The organism is Sphingomonas benefaciens, from assembly GCF_052907485.1.
The window spans coordinates 305,553-319,970 of the sequence record NZ_JBREIC010000001.1 but is presented as its reverse complement, the minus strand read 5'-3'; the positions used below and the strand labels follow the sequence as shown (position 1 = coordinate 319,970).

23 protein-coding genes and 1 tRNA gene are annotated in these 14,418 nt (G+C 62.5%); 16 read left to right on the top strand and 8 right to left on the bottom strand.

Features of this window, described 5'->3' with window-relative positions; all coding sequences use genetic code 11:
• Positions 1-422: 422 nt before the first annotated feature.
• From ACU5AX_RS01515 to ACU5AX_RS01500, 4 genes are all read left to right on the top strand, one after another.
• Positions 423-812 carry a hypothetical protein gene (locus ACU5AX_RS01515; protein WP_446689381.1) on the top strand — a complete coding sequence of 130 codons (390 nt, stop codon included), beginning with the start codon at positions 423-425 and terminating at the stop codon, positions 810-812.
• Between the two features lie 265 nt (positions 813-1,077).
• Entirely contained in the window at positions 1,078-1,470 is a 393-nt protein-coding gene (locus ACU5AX_RS01510; RefSeq protein WP_446689380.1) for a hypothetical protein, read from the top strand.
• A gap of 282 nt (positions 1,471-1,752) precedes the next feature.
• Positions 1,753-2,220: a lysozyme inhibitor LprI family protein gene (locus tag ACU5AX_RS01505; RefSeq protein WP_446689379.1), complete on the top strand. Its 468-nt coding sequence runs from the start codon at positions 1,753-1,755 to the stop codon at positions 2,218-2,220.
• Positions 2,221-2,514: 294 nt separating this feature from the next.
• A complete protein-coding gene (locus ACU5AX_RS01500; RefSeq protein ID WP_446689378.1) occupies positions 2,515-3,093 on the top strand; it encodes an RNA polymerase sigma factor in 579 nt (192 codons plus the stop codon).
• Between the two features lie 257 nt (positions 3,094-3,350).
• Here ACU5AX_RS01500 and ACU5AX_RS01495 read toward each other — a convergent pair whose 3' ends face one another.
• Positions 3,351-4,229, bottom strand: a complete 879-nt coding sequence (locus ACU5AX_RS01495; protein WP_446690436.1) for a restriction endonuclease — start codon at positions 4,227-4,229, stop codon at positions 3,351-3,353.
• A 261-nt stretch (positions 4,230-4,490) separates the two neighbouring features.
• Between ACU5AX_RS01495 and ACU5AX_RS01490 the strand changes: the two genes are divergently transcribed.
• The 5 genes from ACU5AX_RS01490 (at position 4,491) to ACU5AX_RS01470 (ending at position 6,333) form a co-directional block, all read left to right on the top strand.
• The gene (locus ACU5AX_RS01490) at positions 4,491-4,727 is read left to right on the top strand and encodes a hypothetical protein (RefSeq protein ID WP_446689377.1); all 237 of its coding nucleotides are present in this window, start codon (positions 4,491-4,493) and stop codon (positions 4,725-4,727) included.
• 38 nt (positions 4,728-4,765) lie between these two features.
• Positions 4,766-5,005, top strand: coding sequence for a hypothetical protein (locus ACU5AX_RS01485; protein WP_446689376.1), 240 nt, complete (start codon positions 4,766-4,768; stop codon positions 5,003-5,005).
• Positions 4,998-5,186, top strand: a complete 189-nt coding sequence (locus ACU5AX_RS01480; RefSeq protein WP_446689375.1) for a hypothetical protein — start codon at positions 4,998-5,000, stop codon at positions 5,184-5,186. Before ACU5AX_RS01485 ends, ACU5AX_RS01480 begins: the two co-directional genes overlap by 8 nt.
• A 6-nt stretch (positions 5,187-5,192) precedes the next feature.
• A complete protein-coding gene (locus ACU5AX_RS01475; RefSeq protein WP_446689374.1) occupies positions 5,193-5,498 on the top strand; it encodes a hypothetical protein in 306 nt (101 codons plus the stop codon).
• Positions 5,499-5,652: 154 nt separating this feature from the next.
• Complete coding sequence (locus ACU5AX_RS01470) at positions 5,653-6,333, top strand: PEPxxWA-CTERM sorting domain-containing protein (RefSeq protein ID WP_446689373.1); 681 nt, start codon at positions 5,653-5,655, stop codon at positions 6,331-6,333.
• A gap of 79 nt (positions 6,334-6,412) precedes the next feature.
• Here the strand turns inward: ACU5AX_RS01470 and ACU5AX_RS01465 are convergent, their stop codons facing one another.
• The 5 genes from ACU5AX_RS01465 to ACU5AX_RS01445 are packed head-to-tail and all read right to left on the bottom strand — an operon-like array spanning position 6,413 to position 10,423.
• On the bottom strand, positions 6,413-6,766 hold the full coding sequence (locus ACU5AX_RS01465; RefSeq protein ID WP_446689372.1) for a hypothetical protein: 354 nt from the start codon (positions 6,764-6,766) through the stop codon (positions 6,413-6,415).
• Positions 6,763-9,348: a GDSL-type esterase/lipase family protein gene (locus ACU5AX_RS01460; protein ID WP_446689371.1), complete on the bottom strand. Its 2,586-nt coding sequence runs from the start codon at positions 9,346-9,348 to the stop codon at positions 6,763-6,765. The genes ACU5AX_RS01465 and ACU5AX_RS01460 overlap by 4 nt, the downstream gene beginning before the upstream one ends.
• Positions 9,348-9,695: a hypothetical protein gene (locus tag ACU5AX_RS01455; RefSeq protein WP_446689370.1), complete on the bottom strand. Its 348-nt coding sequence runs from the start codon at positions 9,693-9,695 to the stop codon at positions 9,348-9,350. The genes ACU5AX_RS01460 and ACU5AX_RS01455 overlap by 1 nt, the downstream gene beginning before the upstream one ends.
• A 23-nt stretch (positions 9,696-9,718) precedes the next feature.
• On the bottom strand, positions 9,719-10,150 hold the full coding sequence (locus tag ACU5AX_RS01450; RefSeq protein WP_446689369.1) for a hypothetical protein: 432 nt from the start codon (positions 10,148-10,150) through the stop codon (positions 9,719-9,721).
• A 30-nt stretch (positions 10,151-10,180) separates the two neighbouring features.
• Positions 10,181-10,423, bottom strand: coding sequence for a hypothetical protein (locus ACU5AX_RS01445; protein ID WP_446689368.1), 243 nt, complete (start codon positions 10,421-10,423; stop codon positions 10,181-10,183).
• A 151-nt stretch (positions 10,424-10,574) separates the two neighbouring features.
• Here ACU5AX_RS01445 and ACU5AX_RS01440 point away from each other — a divergent pair, with 151 nt between their 5' ends.
• From ACU5AX_RS01440 to ACU5AX_RS01420, 5 genes are all read left to right on the top strand, one after another.
• The gene (locus ACU5AX_RS01440; protein ID WP_446689367.1) at positions 10,575-11,093 is read left to right on the top strand and encodes a phosphoadenosine phosphosulfate reductase domain-containing protein; all 519 of its coding nucleotides are present in this window, start codon (positions 10,575-10,577) and stop codon (positions 11,091-11,093) included.
• A 69-nt stretch (positions 11,094-11,162) separates the two neighbouring features.
• Positions 11,163-11,447, top strand: coding sequence for a hypothetical protein (locus ACU5AX_RS01435; protein ID WP_446689366.1), 285 nt, complete (start codon positions 11,163-11,165; stop codon positions 11,445-11,447).
• Positions 11,444-11,902, top strand: a complete 459-nt coding sequence (locus ACU5AX_RS01430; protein ID WP_446689365.1) for a hypothetical protein — start codon at positions 11,444-11,446, stop codon at positions 11,900-11,902. Before ACU5AX_RS01435 ends, ACU5AX_RS01430 begins: the two co-directional genes overlap by 4 nt.
• On the top strand, positions 11,899-12,078 hold the full coding sequence (locus ACU5AX_RS01425; RefSeq protein WP_446689364.1) for a hypothetical protein: 180 nt from the start codon (positions 11,899-11,901) through the stop codon (positions 12,076-12,078). Before ACU5AX_RS01430 ends, ACU5AX_RS01425 begins: the two co-directional genes overlap by 4 nt.
• A complete protein-coding gene (locus ACU5AX_RS01420) occupies positions 12,075-13,223 on the top strand; it encodes a tyrosine-type recombinase/integrase (RefSeq protein ID WP_446689363.1) in 1,149 nt (382 codons plus the stop codon). Before ACU5AX_RS01425 ends, ACU5AX_RS01420 begins: the two co-directional genes overlap by 4 nt.
• 32 nt (positions 13,224-13,255) lie before the next feature.
• On the opposite strand, the gene ACU5AX_RS01415 is transcribed toward ACU5AX_RS01420, so the two are convergent.
• Positions 13,256-13,329, bottom strand: a tRNA-Cys gene (locus ACU5AX_RS01415).
• A gap of 44 nt (positions 13,330-13,373) precedes the next feature.
• Positions 13,374-13,820, bottom strand: a complete 447-nt coding sequence (locus tag ACU5AX_RS01410) for a (deoxy)nucleoside triphosphate pyrophosphohydrolase (protein ID WP_446689362.1) — start codon at positions 13,818-13,820, stop codon at positions 13,374-13,376.
• Positions 13,821-13,851: 31 nt separating this feature from the next.
• Here ACU5AX_RS01410 and ACU5AX_RS01405 point away from each other — a divergent pair, with 31 nt between their 5' ends.
• Both ACU5AX_RS01405 and ACU5AX_RS01400 read left to right on the top strand, forming a co-directional pair.
• Entirely contained in the window at positions 13,852-14,052 is a 201-nt protein-coding gene (locus ACU5AX_RS01405; RefSeq protein ID WP_198353066.1) for a Flp family type IVb pilin, read from the top strand.
• Positions 14,053-14,165: 113 nt separating this feature from the next.
• The gene (locus tag ACU5AX_RS01400; protein WP_198353067.1) at positions 14,166-14,333 is read left to right on the top strand and encodes a Flp family type IVb pilin; all 168 of its coding nucleotides are present in this window, start codon (positions 14,166-14,168) and stop codon (positions 14,331-14,333) included.
• The last annotated feature ends 85 nt before the right edge of the window (positions 14,334-14,418 follow it).

Sequence of the window (14,418 nt, the reverse complement as noted above, 5' to 3'; positions counted from 1 at the left end):
GCCGACGAACAGTGGAACATCGTCCAATCGCGGTGGCAAAAGCGATAATACTGACGTTCGACCCTCGGCCTTTGGTCTCGCGAACGTCCGCCGCCCCCCCCCAATAGCGGACATTCGCGGCGGAGATGCCCTCCGCAGCGCGCTGCACTTATTAGCAGGCCTACATAAGCGCCGAGGCACCTGGAAGCGAGCGGCACCCCCTCGATACCCTCAACAGATCGGCGGATGCCAAATCCTGCTAAACGCTAGTTATAAAGTGTTGAATACTGACAATGCTCGATACCTCGAAACCAGGCTATTCCCGGTAAACGTATAATGAATTTGCTTTCCGGCATTTGGCACCCTACGCGAACAATATGTACGAATCGGACCCATGCCGCGAGCTCTTGATATTGTCTGCGCGAGTTCGCGAAGATGGACATATGATTATCGCCGCCTTGTCTCAGGGGAAGGACGCTTACCTGCGGCACCGCGCTGCCTTGCATCAGTCATTCTCAGCCTCTGTCACCAGCTTCAAGATCGCCAAAGAGAATCTCGTTTTGAAGCCGTTGCTGGCTAGCACAAACAAGTCCGAGAGAGACATCGCTATCGACCTAAAAGTCAAGTCGATCTCATCTCACGAACAATTTAGATATCATCTTATTCAATGGCCAAATACCAAGGTAAAAGACGAGTGGAATGTGTTTTCACAGCAAACTATCCACCTAATAAGGGGCTTGCAAGAGTCCCTTGTTGATCAAGAAGCAATATTTGGTCGGCTATTTTCCGCCGATAGCCAGCCTCACACACCCACGGCAAGTTCAGAAGGATAAAGACACGTCGATCATATATATGCAGGTGGATCGACACGATTGATGCCCTCGGCGCTACCGCCTCATTCTCATCATTCGATCATTCAGCATGCAACTGCGCGTAGCGACGAACAAGATTCAAGGCGGGGGTGGCCTCCGGCGTGGTAGCCGCCAGCCCGCAGCTTAACGCTTGTTTCGAGGCTGCGCTCGGCGAAAATACCCGCTCGATACCCACGTCTGCTTTCGCCCAATAGCGGACGTACGCTTTGGCCGGTATATAGACGGCATGAAGATCGCTAGCGCAGTTCCAGCCCTCTCCCTGTGCCTTGTTGCTTGCGTCCAACAGTCGGAGAGAAAATGGACCACTCACGCTGCATCGCCGTCACCTTACAGCGCCACACTCATCGAGACTGATTACAACAACGGAGAGAGTAATGCGCTGCGGGTCCGCGTTGATGCCGCCCCGCATGGCGATAACGGTTGGTTCTTTGTGGAGGACCTGAGTACCGGTCTAATCACCTCCCCCCAGCCGGACATGCGCTGGATTTCGCCCAACGATTTGCTCGTTACGGTGCATACCGCAGAGATTGAGGGGCAGACCCGCCGACGCTTTGCGGGTCAGGGAAGGCCGTCCGGCTCGCTCACGATACGCTACATAGCAGACCAAAAACCACAATAGCCAACGTCCGCTTCCCCCCAATAGCGGACATTCAGTGTCGCGACCGAGCCTGGAAGCCGGGTCGCCACCGCCTACCTGCAATGGTGGCTAACGAGTCCGACCGGGCCTTGCGAAATCGCAGTTTTCTGCGGCTTCGGGGTGTCTAACCCCTGAGGCTGTACCCACGGCGGACTGCGGCGCCCAAGGGTAAATGTCTAACCGTCATGCGCCGCTTTTTGGCTCGGAGCGGAGTGGCTGCTCACGCCCACTTGCGGAAACGCGCTACGCTTTTACCATTGCTAGATGCGGCATCCGTTCCAAATCACGGCTGTGGCCGTTATCGTGGCTACAGTGATGATCCCTGCGATTAGCCCGAGCGAGAGCCGTGCTGGGCGGTTTGCCGCTTCAACAGCTTCATGTGCGCGTAATAACAGCGGGACGGAAGCGGAGGAGCTGGGATGCGCCCTAGCGGCCGAGCGCCGTTCCGCAGCAGTTCTAGAGGACGCTTTGGCTCACACGCTGCATGCCGCTAATGCCATCGATCGCCAGTACTCCGATGCGATATCGAGCAGCCGGCCTCCGTCGCTCGTGGACGCGCTACGATCTTCACAAGAATCCTGGCGGCGGTATGCTTTGACCCAGTGTCAACTTGAAGGAGCAACATCGTTCGGCGGCGGCGGAACAGACATTTTAGCGGCGAGGTGCCAAAGCCGATTGAACCTTCGACGAGCCGCCGAACTCAGGGCCACTGCCGACCTAATAAGTCGCTGATGCAAATGTCCGCTCACCCCCAATAGCGGACATCAGCGGAGGAGGTGCCCTCCGCCGCCCCAACTGCAAAACGCGAGGCTCGCGTCGTTCTAGAGCGAAAGGTGTGAGAAATACCCGCGCGATACCCGCGCAAATACCCCCCCCTCGAGGGCACTCGTCTCATATTGCGTACTGTTTCGCACCAAAAATGTTTGGAGCCGGAAAGATCGCCAGCCGTTCGTGGTGCGAAGCTGGGGGATCATGACAATGGGTTGTCGGAGCGATGACAATACAACTTCATCCCGCACGTCGACAATGCGCGAAGATGCGAGCTTAACATCGCTTCTCGTTCTGGTAGCCTCATCCGACGAGCGTGCTTTCTCAATCTTCTACACTCGCACTAAAGCAAAAGTTTTTCAAACTTGTCTGCAAATTTGCAATGATCACAGCGCGTCAGAGGAAGTGACGACCGACGTGTTTAGAACGGTTTGGTTGAAGGCCGCTGCCTTCGACGCCAAGCGGTCATCACCGATCACTTGGATTTGCGCAATCGCGAGAAATCGTTCGATAGATTGGTTGCGTTCAAACTCCCGCCATCTAGCAGCAAGCATCGATGACGCCCTGTTTGTCATTGATGAAAGTCAACGAACTCACGAGGATGCCGTTTTACGCGGCCACTACAGACTCGCAATCGCAGCGATTGCGAAGCTTCCCGAGCCTAAAAGGCAAGCTTTGAATCTCGCTTTTTTTGACGAGTTGTCCGGCCGCGACATCGCTCTTCGCTTGGATACGCCAGTCGCGACCGTAAAGAGCTGGATAAGGCGCGGATTAATCGACCTTCGCCGGGAATTCGACGACATCCCCCAGAACGAGCCGCTCTACCAGCTGAGCTAAGCGCCCCCTCTCGGGAAACCCGCGTAATACCGTTGTTTTGGATGTTCACAAGCGAGCGTTTCGCGGAACGAATGGGAGACGAGCGGAAACAAGCGGAACCAGAAGTCCCGGACTATTCCCGAAGCGGATTGGCTATCATCGCGCTGCGCTTAGCAGCGCAGCCCAGGTCGGCTGTACCTGTTATCGGGTTCGTGCGGATAACGGGAAATGGACGCTATCGTACATCGATATATCGTTTCGGCTACATTAGGCGGCCATTAAATATCGCGCTTATTTTCAGTGCGGAATATAGTTCCGGCATGATCCCCGCCTCTCGTATTTATAATAGTTAGCCTATTATCCCCGTCTACAATGCTGGTCGCCACGCGGTCCTGCAAAACACGGGAATAAGGCTCTATCTCTTTCCAAACCAAATTCGCCAGCACACCAACCAAAACTTGGTCGAATTTTATGACGCGTTCGGGCATAAATATACTATAATCACCGTCGAACAGAAATTCAGCATACCTCTGACCGCCGTCGCCGATTTGATCCCAGTATTTTACTACAGCTTTGTCGTGCTCATCCTTTATTCTATCCAACCAATTGTCCGTTATCCCTTTGTATAAGGTGGGATACAATCGCTCGGAAAGCAGATCATCATGTATTAACCGATTATCCTCGGTAATCTCAGTGTGCGAGACATTAGTGCCGTCCTTCGTCTGGGCGGCAACGTGGCAGATTTGCAATGTGTAATGAAGCGACTTCCACGGCTTTGTGAATTCTGCTGCCCAATCAACATCAGCAGCGTCGTCGGCTGCTAAGCAATGCATCCTATGTCGCGCTGCCTTCAGCGTTGAGGCGGCAGTGAAGCCGGAACTCGACACGGCGAGGACTTTGTCGATAGGTAAATTCTGATATTTACCGATCAAGCTATCTATCCACTCAACTGACTGAGCTCGCGAATAGTCTCGGCACTCGACAGCCAAAGAAAGATCGGAGCCGGCGACCTTCGTCCTGATGAGGATGTCTACCTCACGACGTGTTCCGTCCGGCTCGGCTACCATAGCGGATTCCTCGAATTCCGCACCTTCTGGCGCCAGAGTACGATAAAGATCAGAGACTATGTCTTGGAATTGGTTCGTTCTCTTCGGCATACCGCCCTGTCCGACAGACCTACGCCCAATACTAGGGAACTCGGGCCGACGACCATCGTCGGCGTTCATACCAACATATGCAGTTTGTTCGCTACTCGCGAGCGTCGGGCGTCTGATAATGTAGAAAGTCATCCGACGGATCGCTGCGAAGCAAGGTGTCAGGGCTAATTTCCAACCGCGGCTAGCCACAACCCGTAGACGACTGAGAACAAAGGCGGAACAGATTACCCTCCAAGGGCTTATCGAGTCGGAGGTTCAATCATGCACACAGTCAGGGATCGGTATGGTGAGGTGCGCCCGGCGTTCGGCGCGTGGCTGGTCGACCAAGTCGACCGCGAGGGCACGATCGGCGAGCTCGTCAAGGCCGCGAAGGCCGATCGCCGCTTCCCGCGCGCCGGGGCTCCCAACGACGTCCGTCGGCACCTCAACGAGATGCAGGCCAGCGGCGAGATGTTCGAGGCGGTGGACGACGCCGAGCTCGACTGGCTCTGCTACTGATGCGTCGGCCGGCACGGGCGGCACCGCCCTCCCCCCGCATGCGGATCGACATGCGCGATCCCGATCCCCGCACCGCCCTTGCGCGCGTGGTCGACGCAAGCCCGCACAGCTACGCCGCGCTGTCGCGCATGCTGGGCCGCTGGGACGGCTATCTGCGTCGCTTCGTGGTGGAGGGCGAGCCTGCCGCGCTGCGCCCCGACGAACACCGTCGGCTGGCGGACTTCTACGGTCTGGACGAACGCGCGCTCGGCGTCCGCGATCTGTGGTCCGATGCCTGACCATCGCTGCCGCCTCTGCACCGCGAACGATCACGACGCACTGATCGAGCATGTCGCCGAAACGTTATGGGAAAGCCGCCGGCGCGGCACCCTCGACGACTGGCCGTGGCCCGAGGCAGGCGACTATTGGCACAAGGTCTTCCGCGAACTCGCGACCACGGCGGTCGGAGCGATGCGCTGATCTGGCATGGGCTCGAAGAAGTTTCGGACCATCCACGACTGGTCACGTCATGGGGTCAACATCCACCTGACCTGCATCAACGGGCCGTGTTCCCATGTCGGAATCGCGGACCCGCACGCATGCTGCCTGTGGTTTCGCGCGCATCGCTGGCCGATCGCGCTGGACGCCGGCGCCTGGCGGCATTTCCGATGCACCAAGTGCGGATCGAAGGGCGCGCACCTCCGACCAACGGACATGGTGATCACTGTTGTCGACTTCTTTCCGGTGGATGAGCGCGGATGGCAGGCGCTGGTTCGGCGACTCCGAAGCTGATGCTGGAGCGGTCGCGCTTGAGAGGAGGTAACGTTGGTTAATGAGCCAATATGGCACGATCGGAATTAGTTCCGTCGGGGGTCTATCTAAATAGTGAACGGCAGATTAATAGTCTCCCAGCCCGCTCTCCCGCGTGGCGCAGAGGGGATAGACAATGAAGACGTTCCTTTTCGCGATGACTGCCTTAACGGCTGTCGCAGGTGCGACGTCGGCTTCGGCTGCGACGACGATCACTGCTTCCGGTCGGGGCTGGTACAATCAGTCTGGAGGCAACAACGGCATTTCTGCGACGAACAATTACGCTGCGGGCAACTGCGGCGCGGGTGATTGTAATGTTGGCGAATTCCGCAACTTCTTTACATTCAATCTCCCAACGTTCACCGGGACTGTTTCGAGCGCAACTCTGATACTCGACGCTGCAAATTTGCTGCTTCAGCAAAACAGCTCGGCTGTGTATACGATCACGTCGACCTCGGGTTTCAGTTTCGGCCAGCTCGGCACTGGCACCGTCTTTTCGAGCGGCTCGCTAACTGGCACGCAAAGCAATCAGCTGGTCAGCTTTCAGTTTAACGCCGCCGGTTTGGCCGCACTTCAAAGTGGTCAATCGATCACGTTGAGCGGTCGCGTCACCTCGCCGACGACCTTCAGCGCATCTGCACCGGACCAGCTGCTGTTCGGCAGCTCTCAAAGCAGGAGTGCATCGCTGCAGTTTGATACTGTCGCCGCCGCTGTTCCTGAGCCGGCCACCTGGGCGTTGATGATCCTGGGCATGGGCGCGGTTGGCTTTGCGATGCGTCGCCGCAAGAACGTCAACATGACCGTTCGTTTCGCCTGATTTCCCCTTTTTATCTGGCTGAGAGAAGCCGCCGTCCGAGCAAGGGGCGGCGGCTTTTCTGTGTTTGCGATCGTTCGTGCTATCGCGCGGACAACGCCCAGCGCAGGCCTGCGCCACGCACCCGCTGGACCGGGCACGGATACGGCGAGGCAGCGAAGATGCGCCGCGCTTGATAGAGCGCGACGTCGATAAGCCGGTTCGGCCGAACGGCATCGGACCCTATCCGCTCCGCCAGCACCTCGAACGACAGCGTTCGGCCGCGTGCCTGCATGACGCTGCCGAGCACCTCCCGCACCTGCGGCCGGCACTGCACCGGCTCCCCGTCGATGAGGAAGGCCGGGCAGGTGGGGTCATAGGTGAACGGGCCATCGGTGATCAGCTGCTCGCGCTCCAGATTGTAGCCGCAGGACGGGCAGATGCAGGAGCGCGTCATGGCCCGAACGCGATCGCAGTCATGCGGATATAGGACGAACTGCCGGCGAAGCCGACGGACGGCCGCACGCTCGCGGGGAGGGTGGCGACGGTGTAGACGGTCGGGCCGCCGTCGAAGTTGGTGAAGTTGCCGCTCGCGATAGTGGTGCCGCCGTCATTGTTCGTCAGCGTGGCAGGGCCGCTGTTGGCGTTGCCGATGTCGTTGATAGCAAAGCGCAGCGCGAGGCCGTTGGCCGGCAGGGTCAGCGTGTTCGTCATGGTGACGCTGGTGTCGTTGCCGGGTCCGAACGTCTGCTCGAAATACTGCGTCGGCGTGCCGTTCGCGCCCTTGATGAAGATCGGGATGAAGCCCTGGATGATCAGCGCCGTCGGCGAGGTCGTGCGGGTGAAGACGATGCTGTAATCGGAGGCGTCGGCGGGGATGTCGCCCAGCCATACGCTCGAGGCGGTGTTGCTGCCCTGCTTGGTCAGCGAGATGTCGGCCTGACCGGCGCGCTTCACGACGATGGTGTTGGGCGCGCGGTCGTAATCCGACTTCACGAACAGCGCGAGGCGGCCGGCCTGCAGCGCCTGATTGGCAACCGTCTGGGTCGCGCCACCGGTATTCTGGAAATAGCCCGGCGTGCCCGCCGCATAGGTGACCGACCCGCCTCCGCCGACGTCGTCGTTGACGATCGTGCCGGTCGCGGTCGCCGAGGTGATGTTGCCGGCGGTCTGGGCGTTGCTGAGCGTCACGGTGAACGTGTCGTCCGGCTCCTGGCCGGTGTCGCCCTGGATCGGCACGTTGATCGTCTTGCTGCTCTCGTTAGCCGCAAAGGCGAGGGTGCCGGACGGGAAGGCGCCGCCGACGAAGTCGCTGGCGTTCGCCGGGTTCGTGCCGCTGCCGGTCACCGCCCAATCGACGGTGCCCGACCGGGTCAGGGCGCCAGTGCGGGTCACAGTGAAGGCGGCAATGACGGTGCCGCTGTTGCCTTCGGTGACGCTCGGCGAGCCGGTCAGTGCATAATCGGACACGTAGGTTCCTTCCGAGGATCCAGGGAGCGGCGTCGCCGCGTAGAGGGCGTCCATGGCAGCGGCGAAGATCGGGATGGCGTAGCCTTCGCCGGCCGGCTGAGCGCCCTCGGTCAGGTGGAGGCCGTCAGACGATTCCGGCGATCCCCTGAGCATGCCGCCGTCTCGGCCGATGACGGCGTCGGCGCCGATGTCGATGACCTGGGCAATTGCGCCATCGCTCTTCCACTGGCGGATGGTCGCGTTCAGCGCCTTGCGGTTGTTGTTGTAGCGGGCGGTGACGCCCGTGACGTCGCCCTGGGCGTCATGGTTCTCGGTTAGCGTTGCGACGGCGATCGCCACCGCCGGCAGCTCCGCCTTGATGTCGTCGATGATGCCGCGATAGGTCGTCGAATAGGCCTCGAGCAGCTGGGCGTCGGTATAACCCTGGCCGGAGGTGTCGTTCATGAAGTCGTTGCGGCCACATGACAGCACCACGACATACGGCTTGGCGGCGATGATCGCCGGCACGTCATCCCGCAGATGCTGGAGCCCCGATCCGCTCAGCGCCATGTTCTGGACCGCATGGCTCGGGTTTGCCGCGAAATAGGCGCCCATGTGCTTGCCGGGATACGGCGCGTTCGCAGGATATTGCTCCGATGGCGAACCGAACCAGCTGTCGCCATCGGTCACCGTGAAGGGGTTGAGGCCGCTGTTCGCCCCGCCTGCCGCGACCGAAGGCGCGCGCGCCAGCGACGTTGAGGCGAGCGGTGCCGGCATGACGCTGGCGCTGCCCGGCACCACCGCTGGCGTGCGCAAGACGGCGCTCGATGCCGCCGCGGGTGGCGCAACGGTGGCCGCCCCCGGCAGGACGGACGGGGCATAGAAGCTGGCGGTTGTCGCCAGCGCGGGCGGCGCGACGCTCGCGGCTCCCGGCTGCACCGATGGCGCGAACTGCTGCCCGCCGGCGGCCAGCGCCGGCGGTGACACCGTTACCGCGCCTGCCGTGATCGCCGGAGGATACGGCGAGACGGTCGACGGCAGCAAATCAACGAGGATGCTGCCGGCAGCCACCGTCTGCACGGCGGGCGCATAGAAGGCGGCGGCTGAGGCGAGGAGCGTCGGCGCGACCGCCACGCCGCTCGGCTGAACGGCCGGCGAGGGCGTGATGGCCGAGGATGCGAGCAGGGGCGGCAGAATCGCGCCGGCGGCAGGCGCCGTGACGATCGGCGCGAAAATCGCGGCGTTGCTGGCGCGCAGGAACGGCTGGACCGCCACCCCGCCAGGCTGGATGTCAGGCGCGAAGGGGTTGCCGGTCGACAACAGCACCGGCGGCAGGATGGCGGTGCCCGCGGCGATGACGCGCGGCGAGAACGCGGCGACGCCGCTGCCGAGCGCGGTCGGGGCGATCGTGACCGGGCCGGACGTCAGCACCGGCGGGAAGAGAGCAGTGCCGGCATCCAAGCGGGGCGGCCGGATCGTCAGCCGCCCGTCAGCCTCGCGCGGAGGGGCGGGCAGCAGGACCGCCGTCAGGCCCCCGCTGGCGATGATCTGCGCCGGCTTGCGCAGCTGGTCGACGACGATCGTCCGCATCACGCCTCCGGCTCGGTGACGGGCACGAGGACCGGCAGCTTGATCTGCACCGGGATCCACTCGTCAGGGTCGAGGTCGGCTCGGGCAAGGTCGAGCCACGCGGCATCGTTGCCGATGTTGCTGGTTAGGCCTTCCGGTAGGTCGAGCTCGACGGTGCTGTCGTCGATGCGGGTGATGCCACCATTCTCCGTCGTGAGCGTGCCGGCGACGTCGGGCGAGCCGACATAGGGGCGCACCTGCGCCCGCAGGCGGCAACCGAGAGGGAACACAGGTTCCTCGCCGGTCACCTGCAGGCGCACGCGATAGGAATAGCCCGCCGCGATCGGGGGCACGCTCTGGATCGGCATGGACGTGCCCCTCGTCGGTCGGATCAGGAGAAAGAGAGGATGCCGCTGGCATTCCAGCTGACCACGATATTGCCGCCGTTGGGCGTCACTGGCAGGCCGGTCGCCGTGTCGATGTAGTAGATGAGGTCGGACGTCGTCGGATCGCCGGTATCGCGGTAAATGATGATCGCCTCTTCCTTGTCGGTCGTGCCGCTGGAGCCGGCCGGCACGGATGTGAAAAGGGAATCGTCCGCGTCGAAAACCGCGGTGGTGCCCGACAGGCTGACGGTCTTGTTCAGGAGGGTGGCCGGGTTGCCGTATCGCGCCGCGGCGGGGACGCTACTCAGGAACTGATGAGCGTCGGAGTAGGTGTAGGCACTGGTGTCGACCAGCTGCGCCTTGATCGTGTTCGACACGAGACCAATGCCGGTCGCCGCGTGCGTCTGCTTGAACTTCGGGTAGAGAGTGTTCGCCATGGTGGTGGTCCTTCGGTGTTGAACAGGGGATCAGCGCAGCGGGGCGTTGGGATCAGACTCGAACGACTTGCTTGCCCGCTCATCGCCCCACCACGCATGATGCGGCCCCCAGCTGATGCGCTGGTCGACGGTCGGCCGCGGGCCGTCGAGCGAGAGGAAGAAGCACCGCCACACCGCATCGCCGTCGCGCTCGACGGTGACCCGCCAGGCGGGAGCGGCGGTGTCGGGCACGGAGGCGCGGTCGACCGCGACCACGCGCCCGGTGTGGCTCATCGGGTGAGCAGCTTCAGCAGCGCGGCGCCGATCGCGAGCAGGGAGGTCTGCTTGACCTGCGCGACCACCTCCTCGACCACCCCTCGGGCGCGCGGAATGGCCGTTCAATGAAGATCAGGTTCGCGCCCAAGCCGCTGCTCTGGGATTGCCATTGCGCATCGAGCGCAACACCTCGGGTGACCTTTGGCGCCGGTTTGGCAATCGCTGGCAGCTGGGCCTCGCGGCCTACGTCGAGATGCGATGCTACAACCTCCGCGGTCCATGGAGCACGCCGGACAACAAGTTCTGCCAGAGCGAACAGAAGATATCGGTCATGGGGCCGAACGCCATGCGTCGCCACCTTGGCGAGACTGTGGTGCAAGTCACGGGTCTACGTCGAGAAGAGAGCCGCGCTCGGCGGGCGACGCCAGTCGCGAAGATCGACACCAGGTTCATCAAACCGAACAGCCGTGCTGCAAAGGCCGGCACCGTCATGCTCGTCTGGAATCCGGGGATTCTACTCACGAAGGAGCAGGTCTTCGAGATCAATCATAGGCGGGGCATTCCCCTTTCCCCAACCTATGCGCTGGGCGGCAGCCGCCACAGCTGCCGCTGGTGCATCATGGGCAACGAAGGCGATCTGACCGTCGGCGCGCGGTATCCCGACAACCTGCCGATGTATCGGGAATAAGTAGGGCTCGAGGTTTCGAGCACCTTCAGCTTCCAGGCGCAGCGCTGGCTCGGCGATGTAGCTCCGGACTTGCTGACCCCCAAACTCGCCAAAGGCGTCGAGCGTGCGAAGCGTCTTGGGGTGGAACGTCGCCAATTAGAGGCCGTCATGCCGGCTCGTCATCGTTATGTCGACGGCTGGCCTCTCCACGTTCCGACGTATGACGAGGCGCTGACAATCTTCGACGCCCGCGAGGTCATCCTCGCCCACCACGGCGTCACCTCGCCCTACGATAGCCCAGCGAAGATCATCGACCGCTTCGCGAGCTTGAAGGCCGAGGGCCAGGCGTATCGCGCGAGGAAGCTGGCGGCATGACCGCCCCCCGCTTCGCCGACCCGCGCTACCGCCGCGACTGCGCCCGCGCGGCGCTGCGGCTGCTGCGCGACCGCGAGGCCGCCCTCCCCCGCTTCGTCGAGCAGGGGCAGATCGAGCAGGCCGGCGCCGATCGCGCGATCCACCTTGCCGAGTGCCTGGTCGCGCAATGGCGCTGGATCGTCGATCCGGCGCGCCCGCCGCTGCCCGCGTTCGACGAGCGCACCGGCTTCTTCGGCGCCTTCTGCTTCGAGCTTGCCGACGACCTCGCCACCGCCGCCCGCCGCCAGCGCGCGCGGGCCGAGCGTGCCGATGCCTCGGAGGACGCGACGGCGCTCGCCGAGCTCTATGAGGCGCTCGCTTATCTGCAGCGCGTCCACGTCGGCGCTGCGCTGGTCGTCGGCGAGGTCGACGTGGAGCGTTCCATGGCCGCCGTGCGGCTGGCGGAGGCGGCATGAGCGCGCGTGCCCGTTTCAGGCAGGAAGACGTCACCCGAGCGCTCAAAGGCGCTGTGGCGGCCGGAATGCGCGTCGGGCGCATAGAGATTGAGCCGAACGGAAGGATCGTCATCCTTAGCGAGACGGCCGCGCCCACCGCGGATCGCAACTCGTGGGACGATGTTCTGCCGGTATGACCAACCGCCGCCTGCTCAAGAGCAACCGGTTTCTCCCTGAGTTCGTGACGCGCTTCAAGGACCGCCACGGCAAGGAGCGCCTTCGGTTTCGCCGCAAGGGCTATCCGTCGCACTACTTCAAAGCGGCACTCGGCACTGAAGACTTCCGGATCGAATATGCGGCGTGCATGGACCCGGAAGCGCCTCGCAAGGCCGCCGAACAGGCGCGGCTCGATCGCGCCATCCCAGGCAGCGTCCTGGACCTGTTCACGCGATACGTGGCCACGCCGGAACGGCTCGGCCCGACGAAGACGACGCAGGACCGCGTCCGCTCAATCCTCGAACGTTTCGTGGAGGGCAACGAGCACCGCCTGGTCAGGGACGTCAGGTTCGACCACCTCGACGCGATCATCGCACGCACGCGGAAGAAGACCGGCACCGGGAACAAGCAGCGGGGCGGCATCGAGGCAGCGCGCAAGCTCCGCAAGGAACTGATGCGGATGTTCGCTTTCGCGGTGAAGCTCGGCATCCGCGCGGACAATCCGGTCGAACATACCGACCGGATCAAGGTGGCGCCGGGCGAGCGCACGCGCGGCTTCCATACCTGGACGGAGGATGAGATCGCGCTATACCGCGCACGTCACCCGCTCGGCACAGCGGCACGGCTCGCGATGGAACTCATGCTCTGGACCGACCAGCGGAAGGTCGATTCGATCCACCTCGGCCGCCAGCACATCCAGGACGGTCGTTTCCGCATCACGCAGTCCAAGACCGGCAAGACACTTTGGATCGCCATCGCGCCCCAGCTGCTGGAGGCGATCGTCGCCATGCCGCCTAACCCGACGGCGCTGACATTCCTGCTGACGGAGCACGGTCGCCCCTACAGCACGAAGGGCTTCGGCAACCGGATGCGCGACTGGTGCGACGAAGCTGGCCTGCCACTGTGCACCGCTCACGGCTTGCGAAAGGCGACCATGCGCCGCATGGCGGAGCTCGACATGGGCAATCAGACGATGAAGTCGATGTCGGGTCACACCAACGACGACGAGGTCGCGCTCTACACCCGAGAAGCCAATCAGAAGCGCATGGCAGACGCTGCCGTGGCAGCACTTTCGCGGTGGGAAGTGTCTAACCTCGATCCAGGGTTAGACACCAAAAGCGCCTAACACCGCAGAAATCCAAGCCTTTTCGGCAAGGATGGAGGCCCGACCGGGAATCGAACCCGGGTGCAAGGATTTGCAGTCCTCTGCGTCACCACTCCGCCATCGGGCCTCGATGCGGTGGAGGCGGGCTGATGATGGCTTTTTTGGTCCCGGTCAACCTCTCAGCTGCAAATCGCCGGCGAGGTATTCGACGAGCGGCAGGTCCGCGGGCGGCATCGGCAGCGTATGCATCGCTACTGGCGCGACCCATCGTAACTCGGGCGCTTCCAGAGGTCGCGGCGAACCTTCCCAGCTTCTAATGCCGTAGAGCAGCAGGATCAGCGACCGCGCGCCGAGATCGGCGGTGGCGAAGGTCAGCGGCGAGAGGGCCGCCGGCGCGACGACGATGCCCAATTCTTCGTAAAGTTCGCGCACCAGCGCCGCCTCCGGCGTTTCGCCTCGCTCCACCTTGCCGCCGGGAAATTCCCATAGGCCGGCCATCGCCTTGCCCTCTGGGCGGCGCTGCAACAGTACGTCGCCGCGCGGATCGATTAGCGCCGCGGCGACGACCAGCAGGGGTAAGTCCTTGACCAGCCCCGAATCGGCCCCGATTTCAGTCATTCGTTAAGGCCTTGCTGCGAAAAGACCGGGCATGACGCTGCGCTCTGCCCTTCGCCGTCTGAGGCGTGGATCGACCCGGCTCGGCCGCGACCCGCGCGGCGCGACGGCCGTGGAATACGGACTCATCGCGACGCTGATCGTCGTGGCGATGATCGCGTCGTTGAAGGGCGTCGCCAACGCCAACACCAGCCTGTGGGGCAATGTCAGCACCAAGGTGCAGGCCGCCAACTGAATTTCCCGCAACTTTAAAGCTTTCGCAACCTCTCACCCGCTATTTCCCGTTCCGCTGCTCCGGTGTCACCGGTTCAGCCGGGTGACTGAAGTGATTTGATAGTGGAGACCGGAATGCAGACGATTCGCAAGTTCATCAAGAACAACAAGGGCGCGACCGCGATCGAATACGGCCTGATCGCCGCTTTGATCGCCGTTGCCGCCATCGCCGCGATGCAGGGCCTGGGCAACAAGCTCAAGACGACCTTCACCAACGTGTCGAGCAACATGACCGTCAGCTAAGCGGACGATCAGGTACGATATGACCGGGGCGGTGGATCGTCATGATCCGCCGCCCTTTTCATGTCGCTCCGGGCCGAGCGCCTCC

Coding starts and splice junctions, on each gene's coding strand:
- ACU5AX_RS01455 (WP_446689370.1), bottom strand. CDS start 9,695: ATGCCGATCCAGAGCGTGCCCCCGATCGCGGCGGGCTATTCCTATCGC.
- ACU5AX_RS01515 (WP_446689381.1), top strand. CDS start 423: ATGATTATCGCCGCCTTGTCTCAGGGGAAGGACGCTTACCTGCGGCAC.
- ACU5AX_RS01410 (WP_446689362.1), bottom strand. CDS start 13,820: ATGACTGAAATCGGGGCCGATTCGGGGCTGGTCAAGGACTTACCCCTG.
- ACU5AX_RS01445 (WP_446689368.1), bottom strand. CDS start 10,423: ATGAGCCACACCGGGCGCGTGGTCGCGGTCGACCGCGCCTCCGTGCCC.
- ACU5AX_RS01430 (WP_446689365.1), top strand. CDS start 11,444: ATGACCGCCCCCCGCTTCGCCGACCCGCGCTACCGCCGCGACTGCGCC.
- ACU5AX_RS01485 (WP_446689376.1), top strand. CDS start 4,766: ATGCGGATCGACATGCGCGATCCCGATCCCCGCACCGCCCTTGCGCGC.
- ACU5AX_RS01425 (WP_446689364.1), top strand. CDS start 11,899: ATGAGCGCGCGTGCCCGTTTCAGGCAGGAAGACGTCACCCGAGCGCTC.
- ACU5AX_RS01465 (WP_446689372.1), bottom strand. CDS start 6,766: ATGACGCGCTCCTGCATCTGCCCGTCCTGCGGCTACAATCTGGAGCGC.
- ACU5AX_RS01480 (WP_446689375.1), top strand. CDS start 4,998: ATGCCTGACCATCGCTGCCGCCTCTGCACCGCGAACGATCACGACGCA.
- ACU5AX_RS01475 (WP_446689374.1), top strand. CDS start 5,193: ATGGGCTCGAAGAAGTTTCGGACCATCCACGACTGGTCACGTCATGGG.
- ACU5AX_RS01405 (WP_198353066.1), top strand. CDS start 13,852: ATGACGCTGCGCTCTGCCCTTCGCCGTCTGAGGCGTGGATCGACCCGG.
- ACU5AX_RS01400 (WP_198353067.1), top strand. CDS start 14,166: ATGCAGACGATTCGCAAGTTCATCAAGAACAACAAGGGCGCGACCGCG.
- ACU5AX_RS01495 (WP_446690436.1), bottom strand. CDS start 4,229: ATGCCGAAGAGAACGAACCAATTCCAAGACATAGTCTCTGATCTTTAT.
- ACU5AX_RS01470 (WP_446689373.1), top strand. CDS start 5,653: ATGAAGACGTTCCTTTTCGCGATGACTGCCTTAACGGCTGTCGCAGGT.
- ACU5AX_RS01460 (WP_446689371.1), bottom strand. CDS start 9,348: ATGCGGACGATCGTCGTCGACCAGCTGCGCAAGCCGGCGCAGATCATC.
- ACU5AX_RS01510 (WP_446689380.1), top strand. CDS start 1,078: ATGAAGATCGCTAGCGCAGTTCCAGCCCTCTCCCTGTGCCTTGTTGCT.
- ACU5AX_RS01490 (WP_446689377.1), top strand. CDS start 4,491: ATGCACACAGTCAGGGATCGGTATGGTGAGGTGCGCCCGGCGTTCGGC.
- ACU5AX_RS01450 (WP_446689369.1), bottom strand. CDS start 10,150: ATGGCGAACACTCTCTACCCGAAGTTCAAGCAGACGCACGCGGCGACC.
- ACU5AX_RS01420 (WP_446689363.1), top strand. CDS start 12,075: ATGACCAACCGCCGCCTGCTCAAGAGCAACCGGTTTCTCCCTGAGTTC.
- ACU5AX_RS01505 (WP_446689379.1), top strand. CDS start 1,753: ATGCGGCATCCGTTCCAAATCACGGCTGTGGCCGTTATCGTGGCTACA.
- ACU5AX_RS01500 (WP_446689378.1), top strand. CDS start 2,515: ATGCGCGAAGATGCGAGCTTAACATCGCTTCTCGTTCTGGTAGCCTCA.